The following is a 25,606-nucleotide window of genomic DNA, read 5'->3' on the forward strand; positions in this document are numbered from 1 at the left end:
TGTTATATCAAGGTTTGTTGGGTTTATTTTTTTTGGTGATTTTTTAATAACTCAATTACATCTTAGGATAATATTGCTAAATTATACATTGTCGAGGCCAAGACAAATAAAATTAAAGCAAAAGTTAGCGCGCAACTTTCTGCTATAAAGGAGCAGATTTATATGGAGACAAGAGACAAACTGATGTCATTGACTCAAAGTGACAAAACACAGCAATGGTTAATGGACAAATCATCTAACCAAACTGATGTTCAACAATTGCAGCAACAATTCAGCCAACTGCTAGATCAAAAATATAATGCACTTTTAGCTGATGAACAAGTTAAGTTAGACCAATATGTGGAAGTACATCATAATTTAGAAGTATTAAAGGAAGAGATTGAATCAGAACCTATTACGCTTAATATCGATAAATTACCCGATATCAAATCAACAATGCTTGAAAGAGCCAAGAATGATGAACATTCTGATAAGATCGAAAAGCTATTTGATAGGTTAGAACAGGCATTAAGTGGTACGAATCGATTATATACGCAATTATCGTTGATTGGTACACGAACACATCGAATTACAACTAAAAATTTTAATCTTCAAGGCTTACCTAAAGCAGTTCAACATACGATTTTACCTTCAAAATTTAAGAAGGTGTATACAATCGATTTCAACTCATTTGAACCTTCGGTTGTTGCGTACATGACTCAAGATTCAAAACTGATTGACTTTTTAAATCAGAAAGACGGACTGTATGACACATTGCTAAGTGAATTAGACTTACCAGATGAGCTACGAGTATTTGTTAAACGTGCATTTATTGGTTCGTTTCTATTTGGTGGCAACTTCAATAGTCCTAAATTCAAGTTGAAACATTATGTAAGTGAAGTGCAATGGTTGGATGCGGTCAGCCAATTTACAAAAGTCATTGAACTTAAGAAACAAATCGAAGAGCATAAAACCATGCCTATGCCTTACGGCATTGAACATGATATGAGCGCATTTCAAGGTAGTAGTATTATGGCAATCTACGTACAAACTGTAGCGAGTTATATTTTCAAGCACATTCTGCTAAAAGTGTACAAAGCACAGTGCGATCAAAAAACGTTCAAGATTATAATACCGATACACGATGCGATTATGATTGAATGTGAAGATGAAGAAATTGCACAAAATGTGGGTCAGTTAATGAAATATACGGCTAACCAGTTGTTCAATGGTGAATTTGCACATGTGACAGTGGAAGAAATAGGAGGCGTAGACCATGAATAACGATAGAGGACAAAGCCTACACATCCCAAGTAGTACACCAATCAAAGAAAATAATATATATGTAGCTACGTTACATTCTGTGATCCAAACAGATTTCTCGGGTGAAATAAAGCACCAATTCACGTATGAAATTGAAGTGAACAATCAGATTGTATATGCGAATCGTAATATTACAACAAAACCGAGCGCTAATCAGTTGTCAATTCATGATTGGCTTAAACGTCATAGCAACTATAGCGTGGGTCATGACACGTATGAACCATACATTGATAGAATGAATTTAATCCATATTGGTCAATATAACGGTAATTATTATGTACACGATGTAGCACCATTAAATGAAACTGGAGGAATATTATAATGAGCAGTATATTCGAAATGTTAACTAAAATAATAAGTGAGGCTAAGGAGGCAATCGACCGTCAAGGTCTGATTGCTATCCTAACTATTACTGTTAATAATGACAATGAAATAGAAGAAACGGCTCAAGGTGAAACCATGTATAACGAACTTATCGATCAGTTACGACTTAATATCTCAAAAGATACGGACTATCGACCTAACATCTATAGCTATTTTGGTATTAAGAAGAATCCCAATGACACCGTACTCATGGAAATGATGATAAAGGTTTTTCATATCAAACGTTTTAATTCAGAATTGTTTGTTTTCAAAGATAACGGGTGGCAAAAGATAAATGGAGATGAATTACAAGACTTGATATCTAAAATGATACAAGTATTGCTTGTAGATTATAAGCCTTCACTAAGCACTCTAAAAAATGTCGTAGATGGATTGCAAAAATCAACAGATGTAGAAGAACTTGTTGAAAATGAGCACTATATTGGTTGTGGTGAAAATATGTTCGATCTTAATACGTTTCAAGTCGTTAAAAATTCAATCGATATCTTTCCAAAAACACGATTGAATTTATCATTAAGTACAAATGATGTAATTACTGATAAGATACCGCCATATTTTAACCAATATATGTTACAACTTGCGAATTATGACGATGATTTACAATACTTTCTTTTCCAACATACAGCAGTGTTACTTACAGCTGATACTAAATACCGTAGGGGTCTCATATTATACGGTGGAGCTAAGAATGGTAAATCTGTATATATTGAACTAGTTAAATCATTTTTCTATAGTAAAGATATTGTGTCTAAGGCACTTAATGAGCTTGAAGGTCGCTTTGACAAAGAAAGTTTAATTGACAAAAGTCTAATGGCAAGTCATGAAATTGGAAAATCTAGGATTCAAGAAAAGACTGTAAATGACTTCAAAAAGTTATTATCTGTAGAATCAATGCATGTTGATCGTAAAGGAAAAACTCAAGTGGAGGTCACTTTGGATTTGAAACTTGTTTTTGGTACAAATGCGGTACTTTATTTTCCTGCTGAACATGCGAAAGCTTTGGAGCGTCGAATTAATGTTATTCCATGTGAATATTATGTTGAAAAAGCGGATACTTCATTAATTGATAAACTCATGAGTGAGAAGAAAGAAATCTTTCTTTACTTGATGTATGTGTATCAAAAAATTGTAGAAGCAGATATCGAATATCTTGAAAATAGTCGTGTCACTGAAATTACTCACGACTGGTTAAATTTTGGATATGAATTTGTTTCTAACAAATCAGTCAGTATTGCAAATCAGAAAGCATGTATTAATTTACTACGAAAACTTATAGCAATTAAACCAGGATCACGTATCAAAGTGTCTAAGCTAAATGAGGTTATTAGAGACGAAATTAAAGTAAGCTCTCAAGTTATTAATGATTTGGTACAAGCTAACTTTAATGTACAAAGTAGACTAAATAATGGTTATAAGTATTGGGTCGATTTAGGATGGAAAGAAACTGATAAAAAAGATGACATGATTTCATTCGATAAAAATGAGAATGTAACAGATGATGAGTTCTTATACGAAGATGATTTGAACATAGGTTGGGAGGACTTTGACGATGAATAATGAACAAATTGAAGCATTTGTAGAAGTGCTTGTGCCTATCATAGAAGAACGTATCAATAAAGGTAAGTAATCTAATTACGTACTACAGGCAGTTGCCTGTAGTACTCATATGATTAAGTGGTAAAAGTGATAAAAATGAAACGAAATTATAAATATATATTATCCATATGATGTTACAAGACCGATGGTCTGTAGCAATAATCTAATAAAAGGAGCGGTACATTATGAGTAAGAAAATTGCACTGTACTCACGTGTAAGTACATCTGAGCAATCTGAACGTGGTTATTCAATCCATGAACAAGAGCAAGTGCTCATCAAAGAAGTTGTGAAAAACTATCCAGGTTATGACTATGAAACTTATATCGATTCAGGTATATCAGGTAAAGATATTGAAGGTCGACCAGCAATGAAACGTCTATTACAAGATGTTAAGGATAATAAAATCGAAATGGTGTTAAGTTGGAAATTGAATCGTATCTCACGATCAATGAGAGACGTTTTTAATATCATTCATGAATTCAAAGAACATGGCGTAGGTTATAAATCGATTTCTGAGAATATTGATACATCCAATGCTTCTGGAGAAGTACTCGTTACAATGTTTGGGTTAATAGGGTCAATTGAGCGTTCAACACTGATCAGTAACGTCAAAATGTCGATGAATGCCAAAGCACGTAGTGGAGAGGCTATTACAGGCAGAGTGCTAGGCTATAAGTTATCACTTAATCCACTTACTCAGAAAAATGATTTGGTTATCGATGAAAATGAAGCTAATATTGTACGTGAAATTTTCGATTTATATTTGAATCATAATAAAGGCCTCAAAGCCATTACAACCGTACTTAATCAAAAGGGGTATCGTACTATTAATCAAAAGCCATTTTCAGTGTATGGTGTTAAATACATTTTGAATAATCCAGTCTATAAAGGCTATGTCAGATTCAATAACCATCAAAACTGGGCTGTACAGCGAAGAAGTGGCAAAAGTGATAAAAATGATGTGATATTGGTCAAAGGTAAACATGAAGCAATTATAAGTGAAGAAGTATTTGATCAAGTGCATGAAAAATTAGCTTCTAAAAGTTTTAAACCGGGCAGACCTATTGGTGGAGATTTCTATCTTCGTGGGCTCATTAAATGTCCAGAGTGCGGCAATAATATGGTATGCCGACGGACTTATTATAAAACGAAAAAGTCGAAAGAACGGACAATCAAACGCTATTACATTTGTTCATTATTCAACCGCTCAGGGAGTTCTGCATGTCATAGTAATGCGATTAATGCTGAAGTCGTCGAACGCGTAATCAATGTTCATTTGAATCGTATTCTTTCACAACCTGATGTTATTAAGCAGATTGCATCAAATGTGATAGAAGAACTGAAACAAAAGCATAGTAACCAAACAGAAATTAAATATGACATTGATAGTTTAGAAAAACAAAAAGCTAAGCTTAAAACACAACAAGAACGATTGTTAGAATTGTTCTTAGATGATCAAATGGATAGCGAAATGTTAAAAGCAAAACAAAGTCAGATAAATGAACAACTAGAGATGTTAGATAAGCAAATTAAAGAAACGCAACAAGCTAGGGAATCACAAGCTGAAGTACCTGATTTTGATAAACTTAAAAGCCGTTTAACCATGATGATTAGCCGATTTAGTATCTACTTGAGAGAAGCTACACCAGAAGCAAAAAATCAACTTATGAAGATGTTGATTGACTCTATTGAAATTACGACAGATAAACAAGTAAAACTTGTAAGGTATAAAATTGACGAAAGTCTTATCCCTCAATCTTTGAAAAAAGATTGGGGGTCTTTTTTTATGCCCAAATTCCAATTCGAGATAGACGGTCGAAAGAATTATTTCATCGACCAAATCACCACTTTTACCACTTAGTTATTAGTGAAAAAAGTGAGAGAAATTAAATAAAAATCAAATATATATTATCTAAATGATGTATCACATGACTACATCAAACCAATACATTAGGAGGTCATAATGATGACACTGGAACAACAACTCAAGCACTATATAACCAACTTATTCAACCTACCAAAGGAAGAAAAGTGGGAATGTGAATCCATCGAGGAAGTCGCTGATGATATTCTACCTGATCAATACGTAAGACTTGGCCCACTCAGTAATAAAATACTTCAAACCTATACCTACTACTCTGATACACTTCATGAAAGTAATATCTACCCGTTCATCCTCTACCATCAGAAACAACTCATAGCTATCGGCTATATCGATGAAAATCACGATATGGATTTCTTATACCTACACAACACTATCATGCCCCTTTTGGATCAACGATACTTACTAACAGGAGGACAATAATATGCATAAATACATCAAATTCACACAACTAGTCATTACAGTTCTAAGTGAAATAATAACTTGGATGAAAGAATCAGAAAGAAGGGAAAACGCTTATGAATAGATATATTACACGTGGTATTGCCAATAACTTATCCCCCACCTTACAACATCAAATATGGGACCTCGTCCTACAAAAAGATACCAACCAATCGAACGAACAAGAACCCTTGGACTATTTTCATATCTTTCAGTTTATTATGCATCAACAAAAGCTTTTTATAAGACATACTCAAGAAAATCCCGAATACTTTCAATATACAAAAGCAAATGACAATCATCAGGTAAACATTAGTAAAGTCTACGTCATCCGAGAGGACGATGTAGACTTTTCTTATTATGTAATGTTACTACCCGAAGAATACTAAAGGAGATTAGCAATGAAACATATCCAATCCACACTCGAAACCGAAGCTATTTTTAGTGATGACGGGCAACATCGTTATCTACTCAAAAAGACATGGGACGCATCAAAATCTACGTGCACCGTTATTACAATGTATCCTCATTATGATGGGGTAACCTCTTTAGATCTAACGAACGTATTAGTCCTCAATGCATTATCAAGTAACGCCAAGTTAGGCGCTATTTATTTTGTTAATCTTTTTTCAAATATCTCTTCCTCCGGAAATATAAAACATATTCAGTCGCCTTATGACAAGCATACAGATATTCATTTAATGAAAAGTATTTCAGAAGCTGATGAGATTATATTGGCTTATGGCGCTTACGCCAAACGTCCAGTGGTCGAGCAACGTGTTCAAACGATATTAGAGATGTTGAAACCCCATAAGAAAAAAGTGAAAAAACTTATAAATCCTGAAACAAACGAAATTATGCATCCACTCAATCCAAAAGCAAGACAAAAATGGCATTTAAAACCCTTCTAAGAAAAGGAGACGATACCAATGACAAACATAGATTGGCAATCGCTTAAATCAATATTACAAAATTCAGCTCATGATACTGTCTTTAAAAGTCTTGTGAGTTATTTTTATGACATTAATGATAACGAAATACTAGACCAAATTTATTTAGACTATATGGACAATGACGCTATCTTGACGTTTATTAATAACGATTTAAATCAACTCGTCCAAAGATATATCGATAAAATGTCATAGTTAGGAATAATCATTCACTAATAAAACACGGATAAAGACATATTTTGGCAACTTCACATTTCTAAAAACCGCCTATTTTTTAAAAGGCCTCTAAACTAAAGAAAACTCAACCTCAAATAAAACTTTTAAATAATTAGCGCTTTCTATAGGAAATGACATATTTTGACAAACCTATTGTATAAAATGTAATTCAAAGGGGGTGCCATATTGGATCGTGCTTTTCGTATACTCACGATTTACCATCGTTTGTTACAAAATAAAAAAGTGAATAAGAAGTCATTAGCCTTAATGTTAAACACGAGTACACGAACGATTCAAAGAGATATCGATGATATAAGAAATTTCTTGTATGAATCAGAACACTGGCTGGATACTCAATATGAAGTGAAGTATGATTACGATCTTGAAAGTTACACGATAAATCATGATAAAAATGAAAATCTGTATTATATGTATGATATTTTGACAAAATTATACGTCACCATGCCCACTATTAGCTATCCATTCTACCGATATTTAAAGGAGCTCATCAATAAACACCATTCAAACCATCAAAATGAATTATATCAGTATCTTGATAAATTTATAGTTGATAGCGATATACCTTCGGTAAGTAATCTAGCTATAACTACACAGGCAATTAATACAAAAAATTATTTATTGAAAGATAACGAAAACATACTCCCTATTACATTAAACTATAACAACTATGGCTTTTATTTAACCTACTTGATGGAAGGAAATTTACTAAGAACAAATGTTGGTCATTTAAACATTCAAACCTCAAATAAATCCTTTAAAGAAGAAGATATTACTGATGATGAACGTACGCAAGTTACGTTAGAAATGACTAAAGACATTTGGAAAGATATTCATTTATATTATGAAAACTATATTATTGAGAAGTACTTCAAAAATTTAATAGTAGTTACAATTGAAGATATGTTGCCTTATGAAGCGATCCAACTTTGTTTTAATTATCGGTCTCAAGTTCGTATTATATCTCCACTAGATTTAAGAGAAATAGTGATTGATGAACTGCTACTTCTTCAGTCAACATATTTAAAACAGCAAATTCAAATTTAAAAGTACTAATAAAAATATTTTAAAGAATGAGGTAACCTTTATTAGCTAAGTCAATAAAAAGACAATAGTAATTATTATCATATGATTAATAACCATACTATTTATTTTATTTAAAAATCATACTACAAAGCTTTCAAAAGAAGAATCAATAGAACCAGATGGTTACAAAATTTCATATAATGACTACCCAAGCGAATACAAAAACAAACTTCATGTTCATATGCAAATTGAAAATTTAAAAAATAAAGATAATATACTTAAGCCAAATGCAACATTCAAACTAATTATTGATGGTAGAGTTTGCGAGTGATAAAAGATACATCGACGGCACATCGTTTAGTCCAAGAATGACAGTATCCTTAGATATTGCTTATCAAATAAAAGATAATCCAAAATCTTACAGATTACAGATTCGTGAAAAAAATTTTAAAAGACAAAGTGTATGAATACGACATTACGCCAGATATTAGTAAAATCAATTAAAATATAGGGGGATAAAAATGAATAACTATAAAGACAAACTAAATAAAAAAATACAAGATTCTCAAAAACATATCAAAAGTAGTAACATGAAAGAATTATCACAAAGTAAGTTAAAACAATTTTTTCTTGGGATCAAAAATGGTAAACGGCTACCTATAATGTTCGCCTCCTTTCTAATTATGTTAGTTCTTTGGCTTCCTATGATGTACGGTTCTATGACGCTAAGCATTTTTACAGGTCAAGATAGTATGTCAAATAAGGAACTTAATGAACTACAACATAGATTAGATGACAGATATGAAAAAATGTATGGAGAGTGATAAAAAATGACATTAGCAAAAGGGATTATATTACTGTTATTACAATTATTTTGTGTATTCATGGCTATACAAATTGGTCTGGCTTTTGGAGGATTTTCGTTTATGACATTATTGATTATAGCCTATGTGTTATTTGCGGTTATATATCTTGCCTTTTTAAACCCATTCTGGAAAAAAGTTAGATAAATTATAAATTAATATAAAGGGGAAAATGAAATTGGAACAAAAAAATGATGAAAACAAAGCCTTACAAGTTATCGAACAAGCAGTAAAATTACCATTTGTTAAAGTAAAACGAAAGGAATTTTTGCTAAAAGCGTTTTCGGATTACAACATTGATATGAATGAATTAATTGAAAACGGGCCAGTAAAACTTGTATCAAAAAAAGATTTGGATAAAGTAGCCAATAGAGCTATCAACGATGCATTAATTAAATCTACAAGCACCTCATTTATGACTGGCTTACCTGGAGGCATTGCTTTAGCTGCAACTATCCCCGCAGATATGGTACAGTTTTATGGTTTTGCATTAAAACTAGCTCAAGAACTTTCTTATATCTATGGACTTGAGGACTTGTTTAACGATAGTGGTGAGCTTAGTGAGGAATCTAAAAATATGTTGATTATCTATTTAGGAGTAATGCTAGGTGTGACTGCTGCTGGTTCTACTGTTCGATTATTATCGAAGCAAGCTTCTACACAAGCTCTCAAATCTATTCCTGGAAAAGCATTGACTAAGACTGTATACTATCCGATTTTAAAAAAGGTTCTAAAGACATTTGGCATTAAACTGACAAAAGATACCTTTGCCAAAGGTATTTCTAAAGCTATACCTGTTGTGGGCGGTGTTGTATCTGGAGGCATGAATTATGCTTCTCTTAAACCGATGGGTAAAAAATTAAAAAATGAACTAAGTAATTCAATCAACTACTCTTCAAAGGAAAAAGCTAAGGATGTTAAAATTATTGAAGCTGAAGGCGTTGTAATAGATTAACAACTTCATTTATAAATACTTAATGTTCATTTCAAGAGTCTACATCATTTGAAAAATGATATAGACTCTTTTTATATAAAATCATAGCATCCCTCACTTTGCGGTGAAGGATGCTATGATTAATTTATTTTTATTGTTGGCTGGCCATTAGTTCTGCTTGTTCTACAACTTGTTCTACAGCCATTTTTTGAAGATCAGGTGGGTAACCATATTTCTTTAATAGTCGTCTTACTTGGACTCTCATTTTAGCCTTTGCGCTCTCACGTTTTGACCAGTCTACACTCATATTATTCTTGACCGTTTTTGTTAATTCATGTGCAATAGCTCGTAATTCTTTATCCCCCATTGCTTCTTTTGCAGTTTCATGAGAGGCTAATGCATCATAAAAAGCAATTTCCTCCGTGCTCAGACCTAAGTCTTTTCCTCGTTGTTTTTCTTGATTTATTTCTTTCGCCATTTGAATCAATTCTTCTATGACTTTTGAAGCTTCTATAGAACGATTGTTGTATTTTTGTATTGATTTACTTAGCATCTCAGAAAATCTTTTAGATACTGTAGCATTTGTTTTCATTAATGACTTAACTTGTCCTTTAAGTAATTTGTTTAACAACTCAACTGCAACATTTTTTTGTTGTAATCCTTCTACATCTTTTAAGAAATCATCTGACAAGATTGAGATATCTGGATTTTCAATTCCGAGTGTTTGATAAATATCTACAACTTCTTCAGTTACAACTGACTTTGAAATCAATTGATTGATTTCTGCTTCTATTTCAGCAGGTGTCTTTTTACGCTTGCTTCCTTCACTAGGTGGAGCTAATAATTTAACAAGTCCGGATTTAACGGCTTTTAAAAACGCAATTTCACTATTCAGTTCTCGAGCAGCTTCCTCTGTTGCACATAATGCAAATGCCTTAGAAAGCTCTGTCACTGTTGTCACAAATCGCTCTCGTTCTTTCTCACCTAATCCAATGATATAATCCATCGTATTTGAGATAGCATTATAGCGATTTAATTGATCTTCTGACTCAAAATCAGAATAGTCATGATTATATAGCATATCTTGAATGATATCGTATTTCATTAGCATAACTTCAAGCGCTTTATCTGTGTCTATACCTGTTTGTTCTCTATCAGAGTCTGTATACTCTTTTAATGCTTCCTTCAGACTTTCAGCAATACCTACATAGTCAACAATTAAGCCGCCCGGTTTATCTTTAAATACTCTATTAACACGTGCAATAGCTTGCATTAAATTGTGGCCTTTCATCGGTTTATCTATGTACATTGTATGCATTGAAGGCACATCAAATCCTGTTAACCACATGTCTCGCACAATTACGAGTTGCAATTCATCATTAACATCTTTCATGCGATTCTCTAGAAGGTTTCTTCTCTTTTTCGGACCTATATGTTTTTGGAAGTTTTGAGGATCGCTTGATGAACCTGTCATAACCACTTTGATAACACCTTTGTCATCATCGTCTGAATGCCATTCTGGTTTTAGCCTTACAATTTCATCATATAAATCGACTGCAATACGACGACTCATTGTGACAATCATACCTTTACCTTTCATTGCCTTCTGCCTTGTTTCAAAGTGATTAATAATGTCAGTTGCTAAAGCATGTACACGTTGTTCTGCACCAGATAGAGCTTCTATACGTGACCACTTAGATTTCAATCGAGATTTAGTATCTTCTTCTTGGTCAGAAGTAATGACATCATATGCTTCATCAATATCTAAATCGGTTGGTAAATTTAATGGAATAATACGACTTTCATAGTATATTTTAACCGTACTACCGTCTTCTACAGATTGTGTCATATCATATACATCAATATAATTTCCAAATACCATTTGCGTATTTTTATCTGTCGAAGATACAGGTGTTCCAGTAAAACCAACGAACGAAGCGTTAGGTAGAGCATCTCTTAAATATTTTGCATATCCATATTTAATACCTTCACCTTTTTCATCGTAAGTTGCTTTGAAGCCATATTGTGTGCGGTGTGCTTCGTCTGCCATTACTACTACATTTTTACGTTCTGTTAATGCATCCATTGTCACTTGACCTTCGTCAGGTTCGAATTTCTGCATAGTTGTAAATACGATACCACCTGATTCTACAGATAATAGTTCTTTCAATTCTTTTCTTGATTCAGCTTGTTTAGGTGTCTGTCTTAGTAATCCTTTACCTGAGCGTCCTTTGGACTTAACAAAAGTACCATACAATTGATTGTCTAAGTCATTACGGTCTGTTACGACCACTAATGTTGGATTATTTAATTTTTGAATTAACTTTCCTGAGAAGAAGACCATTGTCAAACTCTTACCAGAACCTTGTGTGTGCCAAATAACGCCACCCTTGCCGTCTCCACGTTCAGATGTTGCTTCCATAGCACGATCAACAGCTTTATTCACTGCATAGTATTGATGGTATGCAGCTAATATTTTAACTATATGTCCTTTACCGTCATCTTGGAACAAAACAAAATGACGAATTAAATCTAATAGTACTTCCTTATTTAGCATACCGTGAATCAATATATCTAAACTGCGAAACGTTGATGAATCTTCAGTTTTTCCATCTTTAGTACGCCAAGTCATAAAACGATCATAATCAGCAGTTAAAGAACCAGCTTTTGTATTAACACCATCACTCGTCACTAATACTGCATTATGATTAAATAATTGTGGAATTCTCATTTTATAAGTTTCTAACTGATGATACCCGTCTTCAATACCAACAGATTCATTTGTAGAATTTTTCAGTTCAATGACCACTACTGGTAATCCATTTATGAATAACACAATATCAGGTCGCTTTTTATAATCTCCGTTTACAACAGTTAACTGATTAACCGCTAAAAAATCATTATTTCCTGGGTTATCAAAGTCGAATACATATACCAAATCATTAATCGTCTCACCGTCATTATTATAGTGTTCAACCTCAATACCATTTGTAACCATTTCATGGAAAGAACGGTTATTCTCTAATAAACTAGGAGACTTCTCAATAGAAATTTCACGTATAGCCTGTTCAATAGCACTATTATTGAGTTCAGGATTAATACGTCTTAAAGCTGCTTCCAAACGATCATCAAGCACAACATCTTTGTCGCTCTCCCGTTCATTCATAATCCCATTTTCACCACTATCTCGACCATTCTTAACAGAATAACCAAGACCCTCAAACCACTTCAATGACACCTGTTCTAAATCATCTTCACTAAATTGAAAGCTCATCTTCATTCACCTCGATGTCATCAGGTATCTCAATTTCACCTGACATTAATTTAGGTAATAATGTGTCACGTAGTTCTATTAATCTTTTAATTTCTTTACTTACACTTAATTCTTTTTCAAGTAGATCATCAAAAGTTCTTGAAAATTTTTCTAAAGTACTATCATTAGGTATTAATATTTTTGCATGATTAAGGTGTTTCCTATTAATATGTCCCATTGTTGTAGCCTTATCGTTAGCAATTCCAATAAAATAATCAATATATCTTTTAGTCCAATAATAATAAAACCATTTAGGATACTTATCAGATGAAACTTTAAATAAATGTTGATTTAAACCTGCTTTTCCACCACACCACATTTTCACTACTAATGTAGCAGACCAAGAAAATATTATATCACCATCATTTATTAGTGCTTTATCTGGTATCTCAGAAGTACATCTATTACTATTTTCATCAGTAGAACCATTTTTTAATTCTTTAATTTTGACAACTGGTAGGCTGTTTTGATTATCAGTAGGCTTAAATTTTTGCATAGCAAGACCATTCACATAATTTGCAATATCATCTAAGTTTTTCACATTCCATCCTTTTGGTATCTCTCCCAGTTCGCTATCAACCATCTCTCCGCCGCTTGATTTGTATGGATTTCCATTTTCATCAGGAAATTCAAAATCAACAAACCAACGTTTAAATAGTGTTTGAGAAAGTTCTTCAAGATTTGCTATTAAATTTTTATTCAAGGTGATTTTCTCATCAATAGTACTTAAAATATTAGAAATTTTTTGTTGAGATTTTATATCTATTATAGGAATATTTATATCTTTTATTCTTGTGATTGCTAGCTTTGGTTGTGTAGAGCCCACAGTCCTAATAAACATTTCATTCTGTCCTTGATCTGACTTGAGAAAATAGGATAAGAACTTAGTGCTTAAAACGCTTTCATTAAACGAACGTATTCTCACTGCATTTTCTGTTAGGCTAGCGCTATCTAATTTATAATCAATAAAATCCACTATTCCAATAGTCCCTACTATGGAAAGGAATATATCTCCTTCATTTATTATATACCTTGAAATTTTTTGAAACGTTTCCTCTGTTACATATTTTAAATTATTAAGATTTACACTCCCGTTTGAATAGTCTGAGATTCTCAAATACGGATGGTTTGTTTCATATTCTACTAATTGTTCACCCTTAGGCAATCTTTTACCACCCTTGACTTCACAGTAATCACCTAGTTTTCTATACTCCATAACCTAATCCCTCCAATGATTTTCGGATTTGGTCTTCGAGTTCTTTTGATTTCGCAAATTGTTCACTTAAATCTGCTGTGATTCTTTCCATTTTCTGTTCAAATGGTTCTGAATCTTCTTCTACTTCTGCTAAGCCTACATAACGTCCTGGTGTTAAGATATATTCATTGTTTTTTATTTCTTCTGTCTTTGCTACTTTACAGAAACCTGCTTTATCTTCATATTGATTATCGTTTGTACCACGCCATGAGTGATATACATTTGCTATATCTTTTATTTCATAATCTGAGAATTCTTTTAATGTTCTTGATACCATACTTCCAATATTTCTAGCATCTATAAATAGTACTTCTCCACGTCGTTCATTCTTGCCGTTTTTAGCTTTATTTTTTGTCACGAACCACAAACATACTGGAATTTGAGTTGAATAGAATAGTTGCCCTGGTAATGTAACTATACATTCTACTAAGTCTTGTTCAATTAAGTTTTTACGTATTTCTAATTCATCTTTACCACTTGTAGACATTGAACCATTGGCTAATACAAATCCTGCTGTACCACTTGGTGCAAGTTTTGAAATCATATGTTCAATCCATGCATAGTTGGCATTTCCTTTTGGAGGAATACCAAATTTCCAGCGATAATCATCTAATAATTTTTCTTGTCCCCAATCACTTGCATTGAATGGTGGGTTAGCCAATATAAAATCAGCTTTCAAATCTTTATGTAAATCATTATGAAATGTGTCTGCATGATGATCACCTAAATCATTATCTATACCTCGAATAGCCAAATTCATTTTTGCTAATTTCCAAGTTGTTGGATTAGATTCTTGACCATAAACAGCAATATCATCTATACGGCCTTGATGACGTTCTATAAAATGTTCACTTTGTACAAACATTCCGCCCGACCCACAACAAGGGTCATAAATTCTACCTTGATAAGGTTCAATCATTTCAACAAGTAATTTAACGATTGAAGCAGGGGTGTAGAATTCCCCAGCATTTTTACCCTCAGCGCTCGCAAATTTTGCGATAAAGTATTCATAAACACGTCCCAAGACATCTTGCTTCTTACTTTCAGAGTCTCCGACCTTGAAAGTAAATAAATCAATAATATCTCCTAATTTTTCTTTATCTAATGCAGGTCTTGCGTAATCTTTAGGCAATACCCCTTTTAAAGACTCATTTTCTCTTTCAATTGCTATCATAGCTTTATCGATAATTTGACCAATTTCTGACTTCTTAGAATTATCATTTATGTATTGCCATCTTGATTCTTTAGGAATCCAGAAAATATTCTCTGCTAAATATTCATCTTTATCTTCTTCATCAGCATATTCATCATTCAATAATTCTTCATATTTTTCCTCAAAAGAATCAGAAACATATTTCAAAAATATAATACCTAATGCTACATTTTTATATTCTGCTGCATCCATACTGCCACGTAATTTATCTGCTGCTTGCCATAATTTTTCTTCAAATCCAATTGTCGCCATTTATATTCCGCCTTTATGTTATCCTTTACACAAATATATCAAATATTAAGGCTTTATGTGACTTTTCTTGTGGTTTTCTATGTGAAAAAATATTATTTGTGATATTTGGTAAGTGAAATTAAGTAGCTAGTTACAAAAGTATAGCTAGCTTATTATATAATCAATTAAGCAAAAAAGGTTTTTTAATGAAAAAAATATAAGTTGAAAAAGTATGATAAGAAATATAGGAGTGGATGGTGCAATAAATGTGACAATTAATACTACTATTTATGCGATGATTGTGGTTATTGTAGATATTGTTAATCAATAATACTGTATATTAGTAGTAATTTTGCGTTCAAATATCTAGTGAATTATTCTGTTATTAAAATTATAAGGGGAAAGAAAAAATTTAGTAATATAAAAAAACAATGGAGGGTGTTAAATGTTTAATTATGATGTAAACAAAACTATGTATGATGATAAGAGCATATTTGATAATTTAGCTAAGCAATGTATTGCAGATTTGATGGTTTCGTATGATAGAAATCGCTTTTTTCTAGCTTTAGCGCAAGAAGAAATGGAAGAGAGTTTTAAAAGCTTTGAAAATAATGATTTAAAAGAAAATTTAATATTAGATTATCATATAACAAATTCAATAAGGTTGATAACTACTTTAGACGATATACTTATAAGAGTACGCTGATGCCCGTTTCAGAATTGAAAACAAGTAATACGGATTGGTCTAATGAGTCAACAATCACACAAGTGAAAGATATTATTTACAATAAGCTTTCTACGATTAAAGCGTTAAAAGATTTGAAAAAGCAAGTTGTGACAGAAATTATTTATACGCCTAAGGATTTTGAAGGAGATTATAATGCTAAATTTGGAGCAGCCTTTGGTTTAATGCCTACTTTAGCACAAAGTAACTATTACAGACCGCCTAATGTGAGCAGAGATTACAAAAATTTGTATTTTGCTGGAGCTAGTGTTCATCCGGGGGGCAGGAGTGCCAATTGTACTGACGAGTGCTAAAATTACAGTTGATGCTATGTTAGAAGATATTAATAATGGTATATAAAAAACGGGAGTGTGACAGAAATCAAATTTTCTAATATAGATTTCGTAGTCCCACCCCGGCAAGGGTGACTAGGACTGAAAAAAGCTTGATATATAATCGCATTTTCAATTCAGTCACCTACTGCCAAATTGAAAACGAGCCTGAGACATCTATTTATGTCCCAGGCTCGCCTTTTTAACTAATCGAACGTAATGGTTTGTGGTGCGTCTAATTTTTTATCGTTCATAATTTTTATGGATTTTGGCATTACTTTAATTACACACAAGTTTGGATCATCCTTAGAGTCAAAAAAGGACTTATCTTGTTTGTTCCAAATCCAATCAATAGTCTCTTGATCTTTCAGTATTTCAACATTAGCATCAATTTCTAAAAAACTACGATTATTCGTTTCATCGTAACCTATAAGTACATGAGCTTTGGGATTATCTTTAAATTCAGCAATTTTTTTAGACTCAATGCTTGTCTTAGTATAAAGTGTGTGTCCATCATTATAAAATACCATGTATCTACTATTAGGTGTATTGTTATGTGCAGTAGATAAGACACCTATTTTTGATGTATTTAATATATTTTCAATTTCATTTTGTAAGTGTTCGTTATTCATAATTTAATCACCTCTGATAATAATATACCCTGAAGTTGCCTATAATATGTAAGGTATTAAAATTTATTTTATTTTTTAGTGAATTATACAAAAGTTAAAACGGGTATATGATTGAAAACACAATCTTAAGTTAAAGGACAATTATAAAGTGAATTTGTATGAAACAAGCTGGGAGGCAATAAAATGCATTTAGGAGTCATACTTAACAGAGTTTTTAGAACGAAAGATAATCCACTTTTTCAATATATAGTGAAGCATCAAAATGAGATAAATAAATTGTATTTTATCTTACCTTTAGAAGATTTAACTGACGCATCAGAAGTAAAACGTGACTATTACTATAAAGTTGTAAAAGGATTTGTAAATGCTTTAGATAAGCATGATATACAACCTTATATTGTCACATACGAAAAGCTAGGTGAATTAGCAGAAACATTGGCGTTATCTCACGTATTAGTAGCAAAAGATATTATGAGTTATCACAAAGAAATATATGACTATCCTCATGTAAAAAAGGCTTTTGAAAATCACCAAGTTACAGTAATTGGACAGCGCGTGAATCATTATTTTGAGCCAACAAAGACTTTTAATAAACAGCAACAGCCTTATAAAGTATTTACTAGTTTTTATAAAGCAAATCGTCAGGACTTAGTACACACCCCTAAAAAAAGTTATCAATTTAAGCAGTTGTCTCAAATTGCGGAAAAGGGTTCAAATCAAAGTGACTTAAAATTTGAAAATAATAAAGATATAGAAAAGTTAGCGCGTAAAGCTTGGGATGATTTTTTAAATGGTGACATAGCTCATTATGATAAATTGACTGACGATGTGTCGCAGGATTTTGTAAGTGGATTAGGTGAATATTTAGCATATGGACTACTCGATATTCGTGAAATTATAAATGATTTACTTGAAGATTATGAGAGCGATGAAAAAAATTATGAAGCTTTTATAAGAGAGGTTCTATTCCGTGAATTTTATTATGTGTTAATGACACAGTATCCAGAAACGGCAACTAAATCTTTTTCTGAAAAATATCGAAACATGCAATGGTCGTATAATAAAACACATTTTGAAGTATGGAAAAAAGGTCAAACTGGTTACCCAATCGTTGATGCTGCAATGAAGATGCTGAATCGTACAGGATATATGCATAATCGCTTACGAATGGTCGTATCACAATTTTTAACGAAAAATTTATTTATTGATTGGACTTGGGGGGAGGAGTACTTTAGACAGTATTTGATAGATTATGATAATGCATCTAATGTACATGGATGGCAGTGGTCAGCATCAACTGGAACAGATGCAGTGCCTTATTTCAGAATGTTTAATCCTATACGTCAAAGTGAGCGTTTTGATGCGCAAGGGTGTTTTATTAAAACACAGCTAGAAATATTTAATGATGTGAGCAGTAAATACATTCATGATCCAACTAAATATAAAGACAAGTTACAAGAAATTTATCATATTGAAATTGGAAAAGATTATCCACAGACTATCGTGAATCATAAAAATAGTAGAGATTATGTTATGGATAAATTTAAGAAATTTTGACATATCACCCAATAAAAAGGAGTGATTCATTTGTTGAAAAATGAAATACATCGTATTTATTTAGAAAAAAATAATAATGAGGCAACTATTAATAGATTTAATGTGACATATCACTATACTATATTAGAACAAATTAATGATTTGCCACAATATGGTTATGCAGTTTTAAACCATTTATATGCTAATCCTGGTTTAGAGGCAGACTTCGAGCGTGTGTTCTTAAATAGAGATAAACATCTAGAGAATACTGAAAGGTTTGAAAATCTATTATTTCTAAAGCCACATAGTACACATGAACATCATGTTATCATTACGTTTTGGCAAGACGAAGCAGCTTACAAACATTGGCAAGAGTCTCAGGAATATAAAGCATCCCATAAAAATAGAGGAACCAAGCAAGGTGCTGATAAATCTATTGTAAACAGAAACCTATCATTTAATATTAGTTTATAATTTAAATAACATAATTTTTTAATTAAATGATATTTCTGCAAACATATAGGCGAGTTATTTAAATACTAACTTGCCTATTTTTTAAGCGATATAAAAATTTTAGCAAAATCATTGATAAGGGGAAGCATACCATAAATGATACGGTTTTTGACTTTAAGTTTTATGAAACGATCTCATTTAGAGACAAAATGAACTGAATGATATGCAGAATTTGACATGCACTTTGATACATTTATTAAGAGGTGACATATATGGAACTTAGTACTCAGATAAGAAAATATCGAAAAGCGGCGGGTTTGACTCAAGAAGCGTTGGCAGAAAAACTGAATACAACACGACAGTCAGTTTCAAAGTGGGAACAAGGTGTTTTGGAGCCTAACCTTCAGATGTTAAATGAATTAGCAACACTGTTTGAGATAAGTCTTGATGAATTAGTAAACGGTGTGCAGACTAAAAATTCTAGAGAAAGATTACCTATGAATTTTTGGGAATTTGCTAATGAAAAATGGTGGTTTATTTTAATCATTGTCCTTGTTATCTGTGGTACTTTTGGACAAATTTTCGGATAGAATGTTACCTACATAATTTTTTGAAAGAGGTCATTAGATGGCAAAGACAGCCAAAATTTTAGGTATGGTTATATTACTATTCTGCATTTCAGTATTTGCACAAAATTTAGGGATATTATGGCATTTTTTCAATTGGAAAGGGTTAGAGTACGTATTTCATGGAGTGACTAACCTTATTGTAACTGTAATGCTGATTAAATGGCTCGTTAACAAAGGGTTAAAGAGCAAGTTGTCTGATTATCGTATAACGCATATTAAGATATTTCCACTGTGTATCCTTCTAGGTGTTTTTCTACCGGTAGTTGTAAATTTGATTTATATCACTTTTATACCAGGTGAGTTTATAGTGACACAATTAGATTCAAAGACGGATTATATTTAAATGTTACTGTCTGTTGTGTTTATTTCAGGAATTATTGCACCTATTGTTGAGGAAATGGTATTTAGAGGTATACTTCTAAAATATGTTGAAGAGAAAACAAATATTGTCTTTGCAATTATTTTGAGTTCCTTTTTATTCAGTATTGTGCACTTATTTAATGGTAAATTAGAAGGTATTGACTTATATTTGCTAATTTTAGCAGGATTTTTAGCAGGTACTATGTATGCTACTGCTTCGTATTATTTTAATTCTATATGGGCAGGTGTTGCCTTGCATATGTGTTGGAACATAGCAGGAATATTTACTGTTACTAAAGTTGAAGTAGATTACAGTCTTTTTCAGTATATTATCAAAATAGATAATGTTTGGTTGACTGGTGGCGAATACGGTATGGATGCATCTTTCATTTCGATTTTAGGTTACATATCCATCATTCTTATTTTGTGTATTTCAAAGGGTGTTAATCACAAGAATATAATATTAAACAAACCGAACTAACTATCGATTAGTTCGGTTTGTTTATTACTTTTTTAGCTGATATCAATCATCAAGTTCACGTTTTTTCTGGATGAGATTTTGAAATTCATGCTCTAATTCATCTGTTGGTTCAATACTTAATCTACTGAGTATCTCCGTTATTTTCATCTCGAGTATCATTTTTTCATCTTCTGCTGTACTTCTTTCTTGTTTCATTTTCTCAGATTTAAACTGGTTAAAATTACTTTCAAATACGTTGACCGCCTGATTCTCAATCATCAGGATTCGATTTGCCACTTTTTCAATAAAGCGTCTATCATAAGAAGCGGAAATTAAAGTGCCTTCATAGTCTTGTAATAAAGATTCAACTGCATCTACTGCTTCCATATCTAGGAAGTTTGTTGGTTCGTCCAATATTAATGTATTAACGTTGCTTAGAAAAATTTTAGCAAGTGCAACCTTTACGCGTTCACCACCACTTAAAACTTTGACTGGTTTTAGAACATCATCTTTAAAAAAGTGCATTCTTGCAAGGACTGTTCGGCTCAATGTTTCATTCTGCTTAGATGAATCTTGAATATTTTCTAATATAGATTTTTCAAGGTTTAATATATCCAAATTTTGACTGAAATAACCGATTTTAGCTGATGGTGAGAGTGAAACATTAGGGTCAGATGAACAATCTTATTAATTAAGGTGCTTTTACCAACGCCATTGTCTCCAATAATTGCTAGTTTTTCACCACCACGAATATTGAAACTGGTCGGATTCCATAAGGTTTTGTTATTAACTATCCCTGTAAGATCTTCCACTCGAATGACAATACGTTTTTTCAAAGATTCGGCATGAAGAACATCCATTTTAAGTGGTTGAGTTTTTCTAGGCTGATGTTTCACTTCAAGTTGATTCAATCGTGTTTCTAATGATTTTAAGAAATAGTCAAAATCATTAGTGGCTGTATTGTTGCTTTATTTACGCACTGGCTGCGTACACAGGACAATAATAAAAAAGGTGACTAAAAGCTAGCACAAAAGAACCCCCATACTATTCGCGGTAGTATGGGGGTTTTGTGTAACATGTAAGAAGTAGTGATTACTTAATATTATAACATAGTTTAAATAAACGGAGTGAAATCATCAAAATCACTGCATAATTTCCTTGTATATGGGAATATAATAAAACATTTAATAAATAAGGAAGAAGGATGTCTATGTTTTTAGCTTGGAATGAAATTAAACGTAATAAGTTAAAATTTGGTCTCATTATCGGTGTACTTATTATGATCAGTTACTTGTTGTTTTTACTATCTGGTCTGGCAAGTGGGTTGATGAATATGAATAGAGAGGGTATTGATCGTTGGCAGGCAGATGCGATTGTACTCAATAAAGATGCAAATCAAACCGTGCAACAATCATTATTTGAGAAAAAGGATGTTGTGGATGTTTATGATAAACAAGCGACATTGAAACAAGCAGGTGTGATTGTATCAAATGGTGACAAAGAGGAAAATGCCTTATTATTCGGTGTGGAAGATGATTCATTCTTAATTCCTAAGATGATTGAAGGTAAGCAATTTAAAGCCGACAATGAAGTCATTGCGGATGAAACACTGAAAGAAAAAGGATTCAAGGTAGGGGATACACTTTCTTTATCACAATCTGATGAAACGGTAAAAATTGTTGGATTTAGTGAAAGTGCGAAATACAATGCTTCTCCGGTGTTGTTTGGAAATGAGGCAACAATTGAAAAACTGAACCCTTCTTTAAATGATAAAGTGACAAATGCAGTTGTTGTAAAAGATAAGAATTGGGAAAAGAAAACGATAGAGAGCGACTTGGAAGCAATTAAAATGGAAAGCTTTGTTGAAAATTTACCAGGCTATCAAGCTCAGAATTTAACATTAAACTTTATGATTTCATTCTTGTTTGTTATTTCGGCGACAGTGATTGGTATCTTCCTATACGTCATTACGCTACAAAAAACAAGCCTATTTGGTGTGCTCAAGGCGCAAGGTTTCACAAATGGTTATTTGGCAAAAGCTGTGTTATCACAAACATTTATTATCGCATTGATTGGAACGTTGATTGGTCTCGGTTTAACACTACTAACAGGTGCATTTTTACCAAGTGCTGTGCCGATTAAGTTCGACACAGTGACGCTCATTATTTATGGGGTTGTACTTATCGTTGTGTCACTCATCGGTAGCTTATTCTCAATATTGACGATTCGAAAAGTAGATCCATTGAAAGCAATTGGGTAAAGGAAGGTGAAAATAACATGTTAGAATTTAAAAATGTAACGAAAGATTTTAAAGATGGAAATCAAACGATACAAGCTGTAAAGCCAACATCATTGAAGTTTGAGAAGAATGAATTGATTGCGATTATTGGTCCTTCAGGTTCTGGTAAGAGTACGTTTTTGACGATGGCCGGTGCGCTACAAACACCGACTTCTGGTGATATTTTAATTAATAATCAAGATATTTCCAAAATGTCTCAAAAAGCGCTCGCACAAACACGTATGCAGGAGATTGGTTTTATTCTACAAGCAACGAACTTGGTGCCGTTTTTAACGGTGAAACAACAATTCAAGTTGTTGGCAAAACAGAAGAAGGATATCTTGAGTGAAGAAGCGTATCAAAAGCTGATGAAACAGTTGAATTTGGATGCGATTGAAAACAAACTTCCAAGTGAGATATCAGGCGGTCAAAAGCAACGTGTTGCGATTGCGAAAGCATTGTATACAAAACCATCAATTATTTTAGCAGATGAGCCTACTGCTGCATTGGATACGGAAAATGCGATGGAAGTCATGCGTATTTTAAAAGAACAGTCTAAAGAACAAAATAAAACGTGTATCGTTGTGACCCATGATGAGCGACTGACATCATATTGCGACAAAGTGTATCACATGGAAGATGGTGTGCTGGAAGAAGTACAGAATTGATATGTGAGGTCAAATCAAATAAAATATATATGATAAAAGATAGAAGGAGTTGATCGTATGGTAGTGGATAAATTTGCATATGTACTACTTGCATTCTTTATAGGAGGTCTTGGTGCACATAAGTTTTATGCGAAAAAAACAGGCTGGGGTGTCTTGTACTTGCTATTTTGTTGGACAGGTATTCCAGGCGTGATTGCTATTATTGAAGCAATTATTGCCTTACTCAGACCATCTGACAATGGTAAAATAACCGTTTAATCTGAAGTGAAAAGGGGTCGTGTAAAGCGATCTCTTTTTAAAATATAAAAAAATATTACGATTTCGAGATAAAATCATTGCATTATTCAAATAAAGTTGATAAACTGACTCTAATATAAAATTTATACTTAATTATTTGGAGGAATTATCATGACAAAATTTACTTTTGATAAGGCACATAGCGATTTAGATTTTCAAATTAAACACTTAATGGTTTCACGTACAAAAGGAAGCTTCGATGACTTCGCAGTAAATGTTGAAGGTGACATCAATGACTTGAGCACACTTCAAGCAAACGTAACAATTGATCCAAAATCAATCAACACTGCTAATGAAGATCGTGACAATCACTTAAGATCAGGTGACTTCTTCGCAACTGAAGAATTCAGCTCTATCACATTCGTTACTAAAAAAGTAAGTGAAGACAGCGTGACAGGTGACTTAACAATCAAAGGTGTTACACGTGAAGAAACATTTGACGTAGAATTCAACGGTGTAAGCAAAAATCCATTAGACGGTTCACAAGTTACAGGATTCATCGTAACTGGTAAAGTTAATCGTGAAGACTATGACATTACATTCAACCAAGCATTAGAAACTGGTGGCGTGATGTTAGGTAAAGATGTAAAATTCGAAGCATCTGTTGAGTTTGTAGTAGAAGACTAATCAAAGTGAAAAAGGAGTTGAGACATTGTGCTCAACTCCTTTTAATTTGCAGAAATAAGTATGATGTAGGCCCATATTTTATATATATTAAGACAGAGGGTGGTCTAAAGGAATAGTAGTAGAAGGCTACTCTATCTTTGTTGTTGGGCCTCCAGTAGCTCCTCGATTACCGTTGCGATACCGTCATGATTGTTATCGTCAGTGATGATATCTGCAATGTCTTTAATTTCTTGTGTCGCATTGCCCATTGCGACGCTGATACTTGCATCATGTAACATTTCTATATCATTGAGCTGGTCACCAAATGCGATGACATTTCGCTTTTGGATGCCGATTGCTTGGCATATATGATCTAAGGCATGTGATTTATTTACACCGCGCGCAGTGATTTCTAAGTAAAAGGGTGTCGAGCGAATGGTATGAAGATTTTCACCACAAAGGTTTTGAATATTTGGTGTGATTGTATCAATATAGTCAGGATCCTGTGTTAATAAAATTTTGACTGGCTGGAAGTCAATCATCTCATGCAACTTTGGTTCGTAGACAAGCTCTAAGCGATGTGCGTGAGATTCATGTTGAACGTATTGATTGTCTGGTGTATTTGTATATAGTTTGCCATCGTGATCCACAATGTAAGTCAGCTTTAAGTTTTGTATGGCTGTTAAAAATTCACGTGCTTCTACTAGATCGATTCCCTTTTTAAAGAGCGTTTCTTCTGTTATAACGTCAAGAACAAGTCCACCGTTATAAGCACCAATCAAGCCATGATGTTGATGAAGTTGTAACGCCTCAATCTCATAATGGAAACCCGTACGAGGGCGACCGGAAACCAATGCTACTTTAATGCCTTGTTTTTGAGCGGTAATCAGTGCCTGTTGTGTTCGTTCGGTGATATGTCCTTGATCATTAATGAGTGTACCATCACAATCTAAAGCAATTAATTGAATGTCTTGCATGTCTTTTTCATCCTTTCAAAAAAAAGAGA

Annotated in this window: 28 protein-coding genes and 2 pseudogenes; 24 read left to right on the forward strand and 6 right to left on the reverse strand. The window is 32.8% G+C overall.

The genetic code is table 11. From position 1 onward, the window contains the following. Positions 1–162 precede the first annotated feature (162 nt). The 12 genes from MUA88_RS00400 to MUA88_RS00455 all read left to right on the forward strand — a co-directional run bounded on the left by MUA88_RS00400 (position 163) and on the right by MUA88_RS00455 (position 9,634). On the forward strand, positions 163–1,263 hold the full coding sequence (locus tag MUA88_RS00400) for a DNA polymerase (protein WP_262605597.1): 1,101 nt from the start codon (positions 163–165) through the stop codon (positions 1,261–1,263). After that, positions 1,256–1,624 carry a hypothetical protein gene (locus tag MUA88_RS00405; protein ID WP_262605598.1) on the forward strand — a complete coding sequence of 123 codons (369 nt, stop codon included), beginning with the start codon at positions 1,256–1,258 and terminating at the stop codon, positions 1,622–1,624. Before MUA88_RS00400 ends, MUA88_RS00405 begins: the two co-directional genes overlap by 8 nt. Next, positions 1,624–3,243: a DUF5906 domain-containing protein gene (locus MUA88_RS00410; RefSeq protein ID WP_262605599.1), complete on the forward strand. Its 1,620-nt coding sequence runs from the start codon at positions 1,624–1,626 to the stop codon at positions 3,241–3,243. The genes MUA88_RS00405 and MUA88_RS00410 overlap by 1 nt, the downstream gene beginning before the upstream one ends. A 224-nt stretch (positions 3,244–3,467) precedes the next feature. Continuing rightward, positions 3,468–5,144, forward strand: coding sequence for a cassette chromosome recombinase CcrC (ccrC, locus tag MUA88_RS00415; RefSeq protein WP_262605600.1), 1,677 nt, complete (start codon positions 3,468–3,470; stop codon positions 5,142–5,144). 105 nt (positions 5,145–5,249) lie between these two features. After that, the gene (locus MUA88_RS00420; protein ID WP_262605601.1) at positions 5,250–5,588 is read left to right on the forward strand and encodes an SAUGI family uracil-DNA glycosylase inhibitor; all 339 of its coding nucleotides are present in this window, start codon (positions 5,250–5,252) and stop codon (positions 5,586–5,588) included. A gap of 95 nt (positions 5,589–5,683) precedes the next feature. Next, positions 5,684–5,995, forward strand: a complete 312-nt coding sequence (locus MUA88_RS00425) for a DUF960 family protein (RefSeq protein ID WP_105966009.1) — start codon at positions 5,684–5,686, stop codon at positions 5,993–5,995. 12 nt (positions 5,996–6,007) lie between these two features. Then, entirely contained in the window at positions 6,008–6,517 is a 510-nt protein-coding gene (locus MUA88_RS00430; RefSeq protein ID WP_262605602.1) for a DUF1643 domain-containing protein, read from the forward strand. An 18-nt stretch (positions 6,518–6,535) separates the two neighbouring features. Beyond that, positions 6,536–6,751 carry a hypothetical protein gene (locus MUA88_RS00435; RefSeq protein WP_031886433.1) on the forward strand — a complete coding sequence of 72 codons (216 nt, stop codon included), beginning with the start codon at positions 6,536–6,538 and terminating at the stop codon, positions 6,749–6,751. 207 nt (positions 6,752–6,958) lie between these two features. Continuing rightward, positions 6,959–7,837, forward strand: coding sequence for a helix-turn-helix transcriptional regulator (locus tag MUA88_RS00440; protein WP_262605603.1), 879 nt, complete (start codon positions 6,959–6,961; stop codon positions 7,835–7,837). Positions 7,838–8,337: 500 nt separating this feature from the next. Then, on the forward strand, positions 8,338–8,640 hold the full coding sequence (locus tag MUA88_RS00445; protein ID WP_262605604.1) for a hypothetical protein: 303 nt from the start codon (positions 8,338–8,340) through the stop codon (positions 8,638–8,640). Between the two features lie 6 nt (positions 8,641–8,646). Next, positions 8,647–8,826: a hypothetical protein gene (locus tag MUA88_RS00450; protein WP_037576880.1), complete on the forward strand. Its 180-nt coding sequence runs from the start codon at positions 8,647–8,649 to the stop codon at positions 8,824–8,826. A 31-nt stretch (positions 8,827–8,857) separates the two neighbouring features. Continuing rightward, positions 8,858–9,634: an EcsC family protein gene (locus MUA88_RS00455; RefSeq protein ID WP_051605018.1), complete on the forward strand. Its 777-nt coding sequence runs from the start codon at positions 8,858–8,860 to the stop codon at positions 9,632–9,634. A gap of 130 nt (positions 9,635–9,764) precedes the next feature. On the opposite strand, the gene MUA88_RS00460 is transcribed toward MUA88_RS00455, so the two are convergent. Genes MUA88_RS00460 through MUA88_RS00470 form a run of 3 tightly spaced genes read right to left on the reverse strand, consistent with a single transcriptional unit; the run spans position 9,765 to position 15,646 of the window. Next, a complete protein-coding gene (locus MUA88_RS00460) occupies positions 9,765–12,887 on the reverse strand; it encodes a type I restriction endonuclease subunit R (protein ID WP_262605605.1) in 3,123 nt (1,040 codons plus the stop codon). Then, positions 12,871–14,142: a restriction endonuclease subunit S gene (locus MUA88_RS00465; protein WP_262605606.1), complete on the reverse strand. Its 1,272-nt coding sequence runs from the start codon at positions 14,140–14,142 to the stop codon at positions 12,871–12,873. The genes MUA88_RS00460 and MUA88_RS00465 overlap by 17 nt, the downstream gene beginning before the upstream one ends. Next, complete coding sequence (locus tag MUA88_RS00470; protein WP_262605607.1) at positions 14,132–15,646, reverse strand: class I SAM-dependent DNA methyltransferase; 1,515 nt, start codon at positions 15,644–15,646, stop codon at positions 14,132–14,134. The genes MUA88_RS00465 and MUA88_RS00470 overlap by 11 nt, the downstream gene beginning before the upstream one ends. A 424-nt stretch (positions 15,647–16,070) precedes the next feature. On the opposite strand from MUA88_RS00470, the gene MUA88_RS00475 reads away from it, so the two are divergent. Continuing rightward, positions 16,071–16,331 carry a hypothetical protein gene (locus tag MUA88_RS00475; protein WP_262605608.1) on the forward strand — a complete coding sequence of 87 codons (261 nt, stop codon included), beginning with the start codon at positions 16,071–16,073 and terminating at the stop codon, positions 16,329–16,331. Continuing rightward, positions 16,328–16,709, forward strand: a pseudogene (locus tag MUA88_RS00480) (FAD-dependent oxidoreductase); the annotation flags it as partial. The gene MUA88_RS00475 and the pseudogene MUA88_RS00480, both read left to right, overlap by 4 nt. A 178-nt stretch (positions 16,710–16,887) precedes the next feature. Here MUA88_RS00480 and MUA88_RS00485 read toward each other — a convergent pair. Continuing rightward, positions 16,888–17,313 carry a pyridoxamine 5'-phosphate oxidase family protein gene (locus MUA88_RS00485; RefSeq protein ID WP_262605609.1) on the reverse strand — a complete coding sequence of 142 codons (426 nt, stop codon included), beginning with the start codon at positions 17,311–17,313 and terminating at the stop codon, positions 16,888–16,890. Between the two features lie 183 nt (positions 17,314–17,496). On the opposite strand from MUA88_RS00485, the gene MUA88_RS00490 reads away from it, so the two are divergent. The 5 genes from MUA88_RS00490 to MUA88_RS00510 all read left to right on the forward strand — a co-directional run bounded on the left by MUA88_RS00490 (position 17,497) and on the right by MUA88_RS00510 (position 20,772). Beyond that, positions 17,497–18,870 (forward strand): cryptochrome/photolyase family protein, encoded by a 1,374-nt coding sequence (locus tag MUA88_RS00490; protein WP_262605610.1) that lies wholly within the window; start codon positions 17,497–17,499, stop codon positions 18,868–18,870. A 30-nt stretch (positions 18,871–18,900) separates the two neighbouring features. Beyond that, positions 18,901–19,323, forward strand: coding sequence for an antibiotic biosynthesis monooxygenase family protein (locus MUA88_RS00495; RefSeq protein WP_262605611.1), 423 nt, complete (start codon positions 18,901–18,903; stop codon positions 19,321–19,323). 251 nt (positions 19,324–19,574) lie between these two features. Continuing rightward, the gene (locus MUA88_RS00500; RefSeq protein WP_095114966.1) at positions 19,575–19,892 is read left to right on the forward strand and encodes a helix-turn-helix domain-containing protein; all 318 of its coding nucleotides are present in this window, start codon (positions 19,575–19,577) and stop codon (positions 19,890–19,892) included. 37 nt (positions 19,893–19,929) lie between these two features. After that, positions 19,930–20,274, forward strand: coding sequence for a hypothetical protein (locus tag MUA88_RS00505; protein ID WP_262604241.1), 345 nt, complete (start codon positions 19,930–19,932; stop codon positions 20,272–20,274). Between the two features lie 15 nt (positions 20,275–20,289). Beyond that, a complete protein-coding gene (locus tag MUA88_RS00510; protein WP_262605612.1) occupies positions 20,290–20,772 on the forward strand; it encodes a CPBP family intramembrane glutamic endopeptidase in 483 nt (160 codons plus the stop codon). A gap of 42 nt (positions 20,773–20,814) precedes the next feature. Here MUA88_RS00510 and MUA88_RS00515 read toward each other — a convergent pair. After that, positions 20,815–21,683 (reverse strand): annotated as a pseudogene (locus tag MUA88_RS00515) (ATP-binding cassette domain-containing protein); the annotation flags it as partial. Between the two features lie 3 nt (positions 21,684–21,686). Here MUA88_RS00515 and MUA88_RS00520 point away from each other — a divergent pair. The 5 genes from MUA88_RS00520 to MUA88_RS00540 all read left to right on the forward strand — a co-directional run bounded on the left by MUA88_RS00520 (position 21,687) and on the right by MUA88_RS00540 (position 24,621). Then, positions 21,687–21,770, forward strand: coding sequence for a type I toxin-antitoxin system Fst family toxin (locus MUA88_RS00520; RefSeq protein WP_262605076.1), 84 nt, complete (start codon positions 21,687–21,689; stop codon positions 21,768–21,770). A gap of 191 nt (positions 21,771–21,961) precedes the next feature. Further along, a complete protein-coding gene (locus MUA88_RS00525) occupies positions 21,962–23,011 on the forward strand; it encodes an ABC transporter permease (protein WP_262604245.1) in 1,050 nt (349 codons plus the stop codon). A 17-nt stretch (positions 23,012–23,028) separates the two neighbouring features. Then, positions 23,029–23,697, forward strand: coding sequence for an ABC transporter ATP-binding protein (locus tag MUA88_RS00530; protein WP_095114981.1), 669 nt, complete (start codon positions 23,029–23,031; stop codon positions 23,695–23,697). Positions 23,698–23,754: 57 nt separating this feature from the next. Continuing rightward, entirely contained in the window at positions 23,755–23,955 is a 201-nt protein-coding gene (locus tag MUA88_RS00535; protein ID WP_095114983.1) for a TM2 domain-containing protein, read from the forward strand. 150 nt (positions 23,956–24,105) lie between these two features. After that, on the forward strand, positions 24,106–24,621 hold the full coding sequence (locus MUA88_RS00540; RefSeq protein ID WP_262604246.1) for a YceI family protein: 516 nt from the start codon (positions 24,106–24,108) through the stop codon (positions 24,619–24,621). Between the two features lie 131 nt (positions 24,622–24,752). On the opposite strand, the gene MUA88_RS00545 is transcribed toward MUA88_RS00540, so the two are convergent. Beyond that, positions 24,753–25,577, reverse strand: a complete 825-nt coding sequence (locus MUA88_RS00545; protein WP_262604247.1) for a Cof-type HAD-IIB family hydrolase — start codon at positions 25,575–25,577, stop codon at positions 24,753–24,755. Between the last annotated feature and the right edge of the window lie 29 nt (positions 25,578–25,606).

Source organism: Staphylococcus sp. IVB6240, from assembly GCF_025558425.1.
Classification (GTDB): domain Bacteria; phylum Bacillota; class Bacilli; order Staphylococcales; family Staphylococcaceae; genus Staphylococcus.

Coding starts and splice junctions, on each gene's coding strand:
- MUA88_RS00400 (WP_262605597.1), top strand. CDS start 163: ATGGAGACAAGAGACAAACTGATGTCATTGACTCAAAGTGACAAAACA.
- MUA88_RS00405 (WP_262605598.1), top strand. CDS start 1,256: ATGAATAACGATAGAGGACAAAGCCTACACATCCCAAGTAGTACACCA.
- MUA88_RS00410 (WP_262605599.1), top strand. CDS start 1,624: ATGAGCAGTATATTCGAAATGTTAACTAAAATAATAAGTGAGGCTAAG.
- ccrC (WP_262605600.1), top strand. CDS start 3,468: ATGAGTAAGAAAATTGCACTGTACTCACGTGTAAGTACATCTGAGCAA.
- MUA88_RS00420 (WP_262605601.1), top strand. CDS start 5,250: ATGACACTGGAACAACAACTCAAGCACTATATAACCAACTTATTCAAC.
- MUA88_RS00425 (WP_105966009.1), top strand. CDS start 5,684: ATGAATAGATATATTACACGTGGTATTGCCAATAACTTATCCCCCACC.
- MUA88_RS00430 (WP_262605602.1), top strand. CDS start 6,008: ATGAAACATATCCAATCCACACTCGAAACCGAAGCTATTTTTAGTGAT.
- MUA88_RS00435 (WP_031886433.1), top strand. CDS start 6,536: ATGACAAACATAGATTGGCAATCGCTTAAATCAATATTACAAAATTCA.
- MUA88_RS00445 (WP_262605604.1), top strand. CDS start 8,338: ATGAATAACTATAAAGACAAACTAAATAAAAAAATACAAGATTCTCAA.
- MUA88_RS00450 (WP_037576880.1), top strand. CDS start 8,647: ATGACATTAGCAAAAGGGATTATATTACTGTTATTACAATTATTTTGT.
- MUA88_RS00460 (WP_262605605.1), bottom strand. CDS start 12,887: ATGAGCTTTCAATTTAGTGAAGATGATTTAGAACAGGTGTCATTGAAG.
- MUA88_RS00465 (WP_262605606.1), bottom strand. CDS start 14,142: ATGGAGTATAGAAAACTAGGTGATTACTGTGAAGTCAAGGGTGGTAAA.
- MUA88_RS00470 (WP_262605607.1), bottom strand. CDS start 15,646: ATGGCGACAATTGGATTTGAAGAAAAATTATGGCAAGCAGCAGATAAA.
- MUA88_RS00475 (WP_262605608.1), top strand. CDS start 16,071: ATGTTTAATTATGATGTAAACAAAACTATGTATGATGATAAGAGCATA.
- MUA88_RS00485 (WP_262605609.1), bottom strand. CDS start 17,313: ATGAATAACGAACACTTACAAAATGAAATTGAAAATATATTAAATACA.
- MUA88_RS00490 (WP_262605610.1), top strand. CDS start 17,497: ATGCATTTAGGAGTCATACTTAACAGAGTTTTTAGAACGAAAGATAAT.
- MUA88_RS00500 (WP_095114966.1), top strand. CDS start 19,575: ATGGAACTTAGTACTCAGATAAGAAAATATCGAAAAGCGGCGGGTTTG.
- MUA88_RS00505 (WP_262604241.1), top strand. CDS start 19,930: ATGGCAAAGACAGCCAAAATTTTAGGTATGGTTATATTACTATTCTGC.
- MUA88_RS00525 (WP_262604245.1), top strand. CDS start 21,962: ATGTTTTTAGCTTGGAATGAAATTAAACGTAATAAGTTAAAATTTGGT.
- MUA88_RS00530 (WP_095114981.1), top strand. CDS start 23,029: ATGTTAGAATTTAAAAATGTAACGAAAGATTTTAAAGATGGAAATCAA.
- MUA88_RS00535 (WP_095114983.1), top strand. CDS start 23,755: ATGGTAGTGGATAAATTTGCATATGTACTACTTGCATTCTTTATAGGA.
- MUA88_RS00540 (WP_262604246.1), top strand. CDS start 24,106: ATGACAAAATTTACTTTTGATAAGGCACATAGCGATTTAGATTTTCAA.
- MUA88_RS00545 (WP_262604247.1), bottom strand. CDS start 25,577: ATGCAAGACATTCAATTAATTGCTTTAGATTGTGATGGTACACTCATT.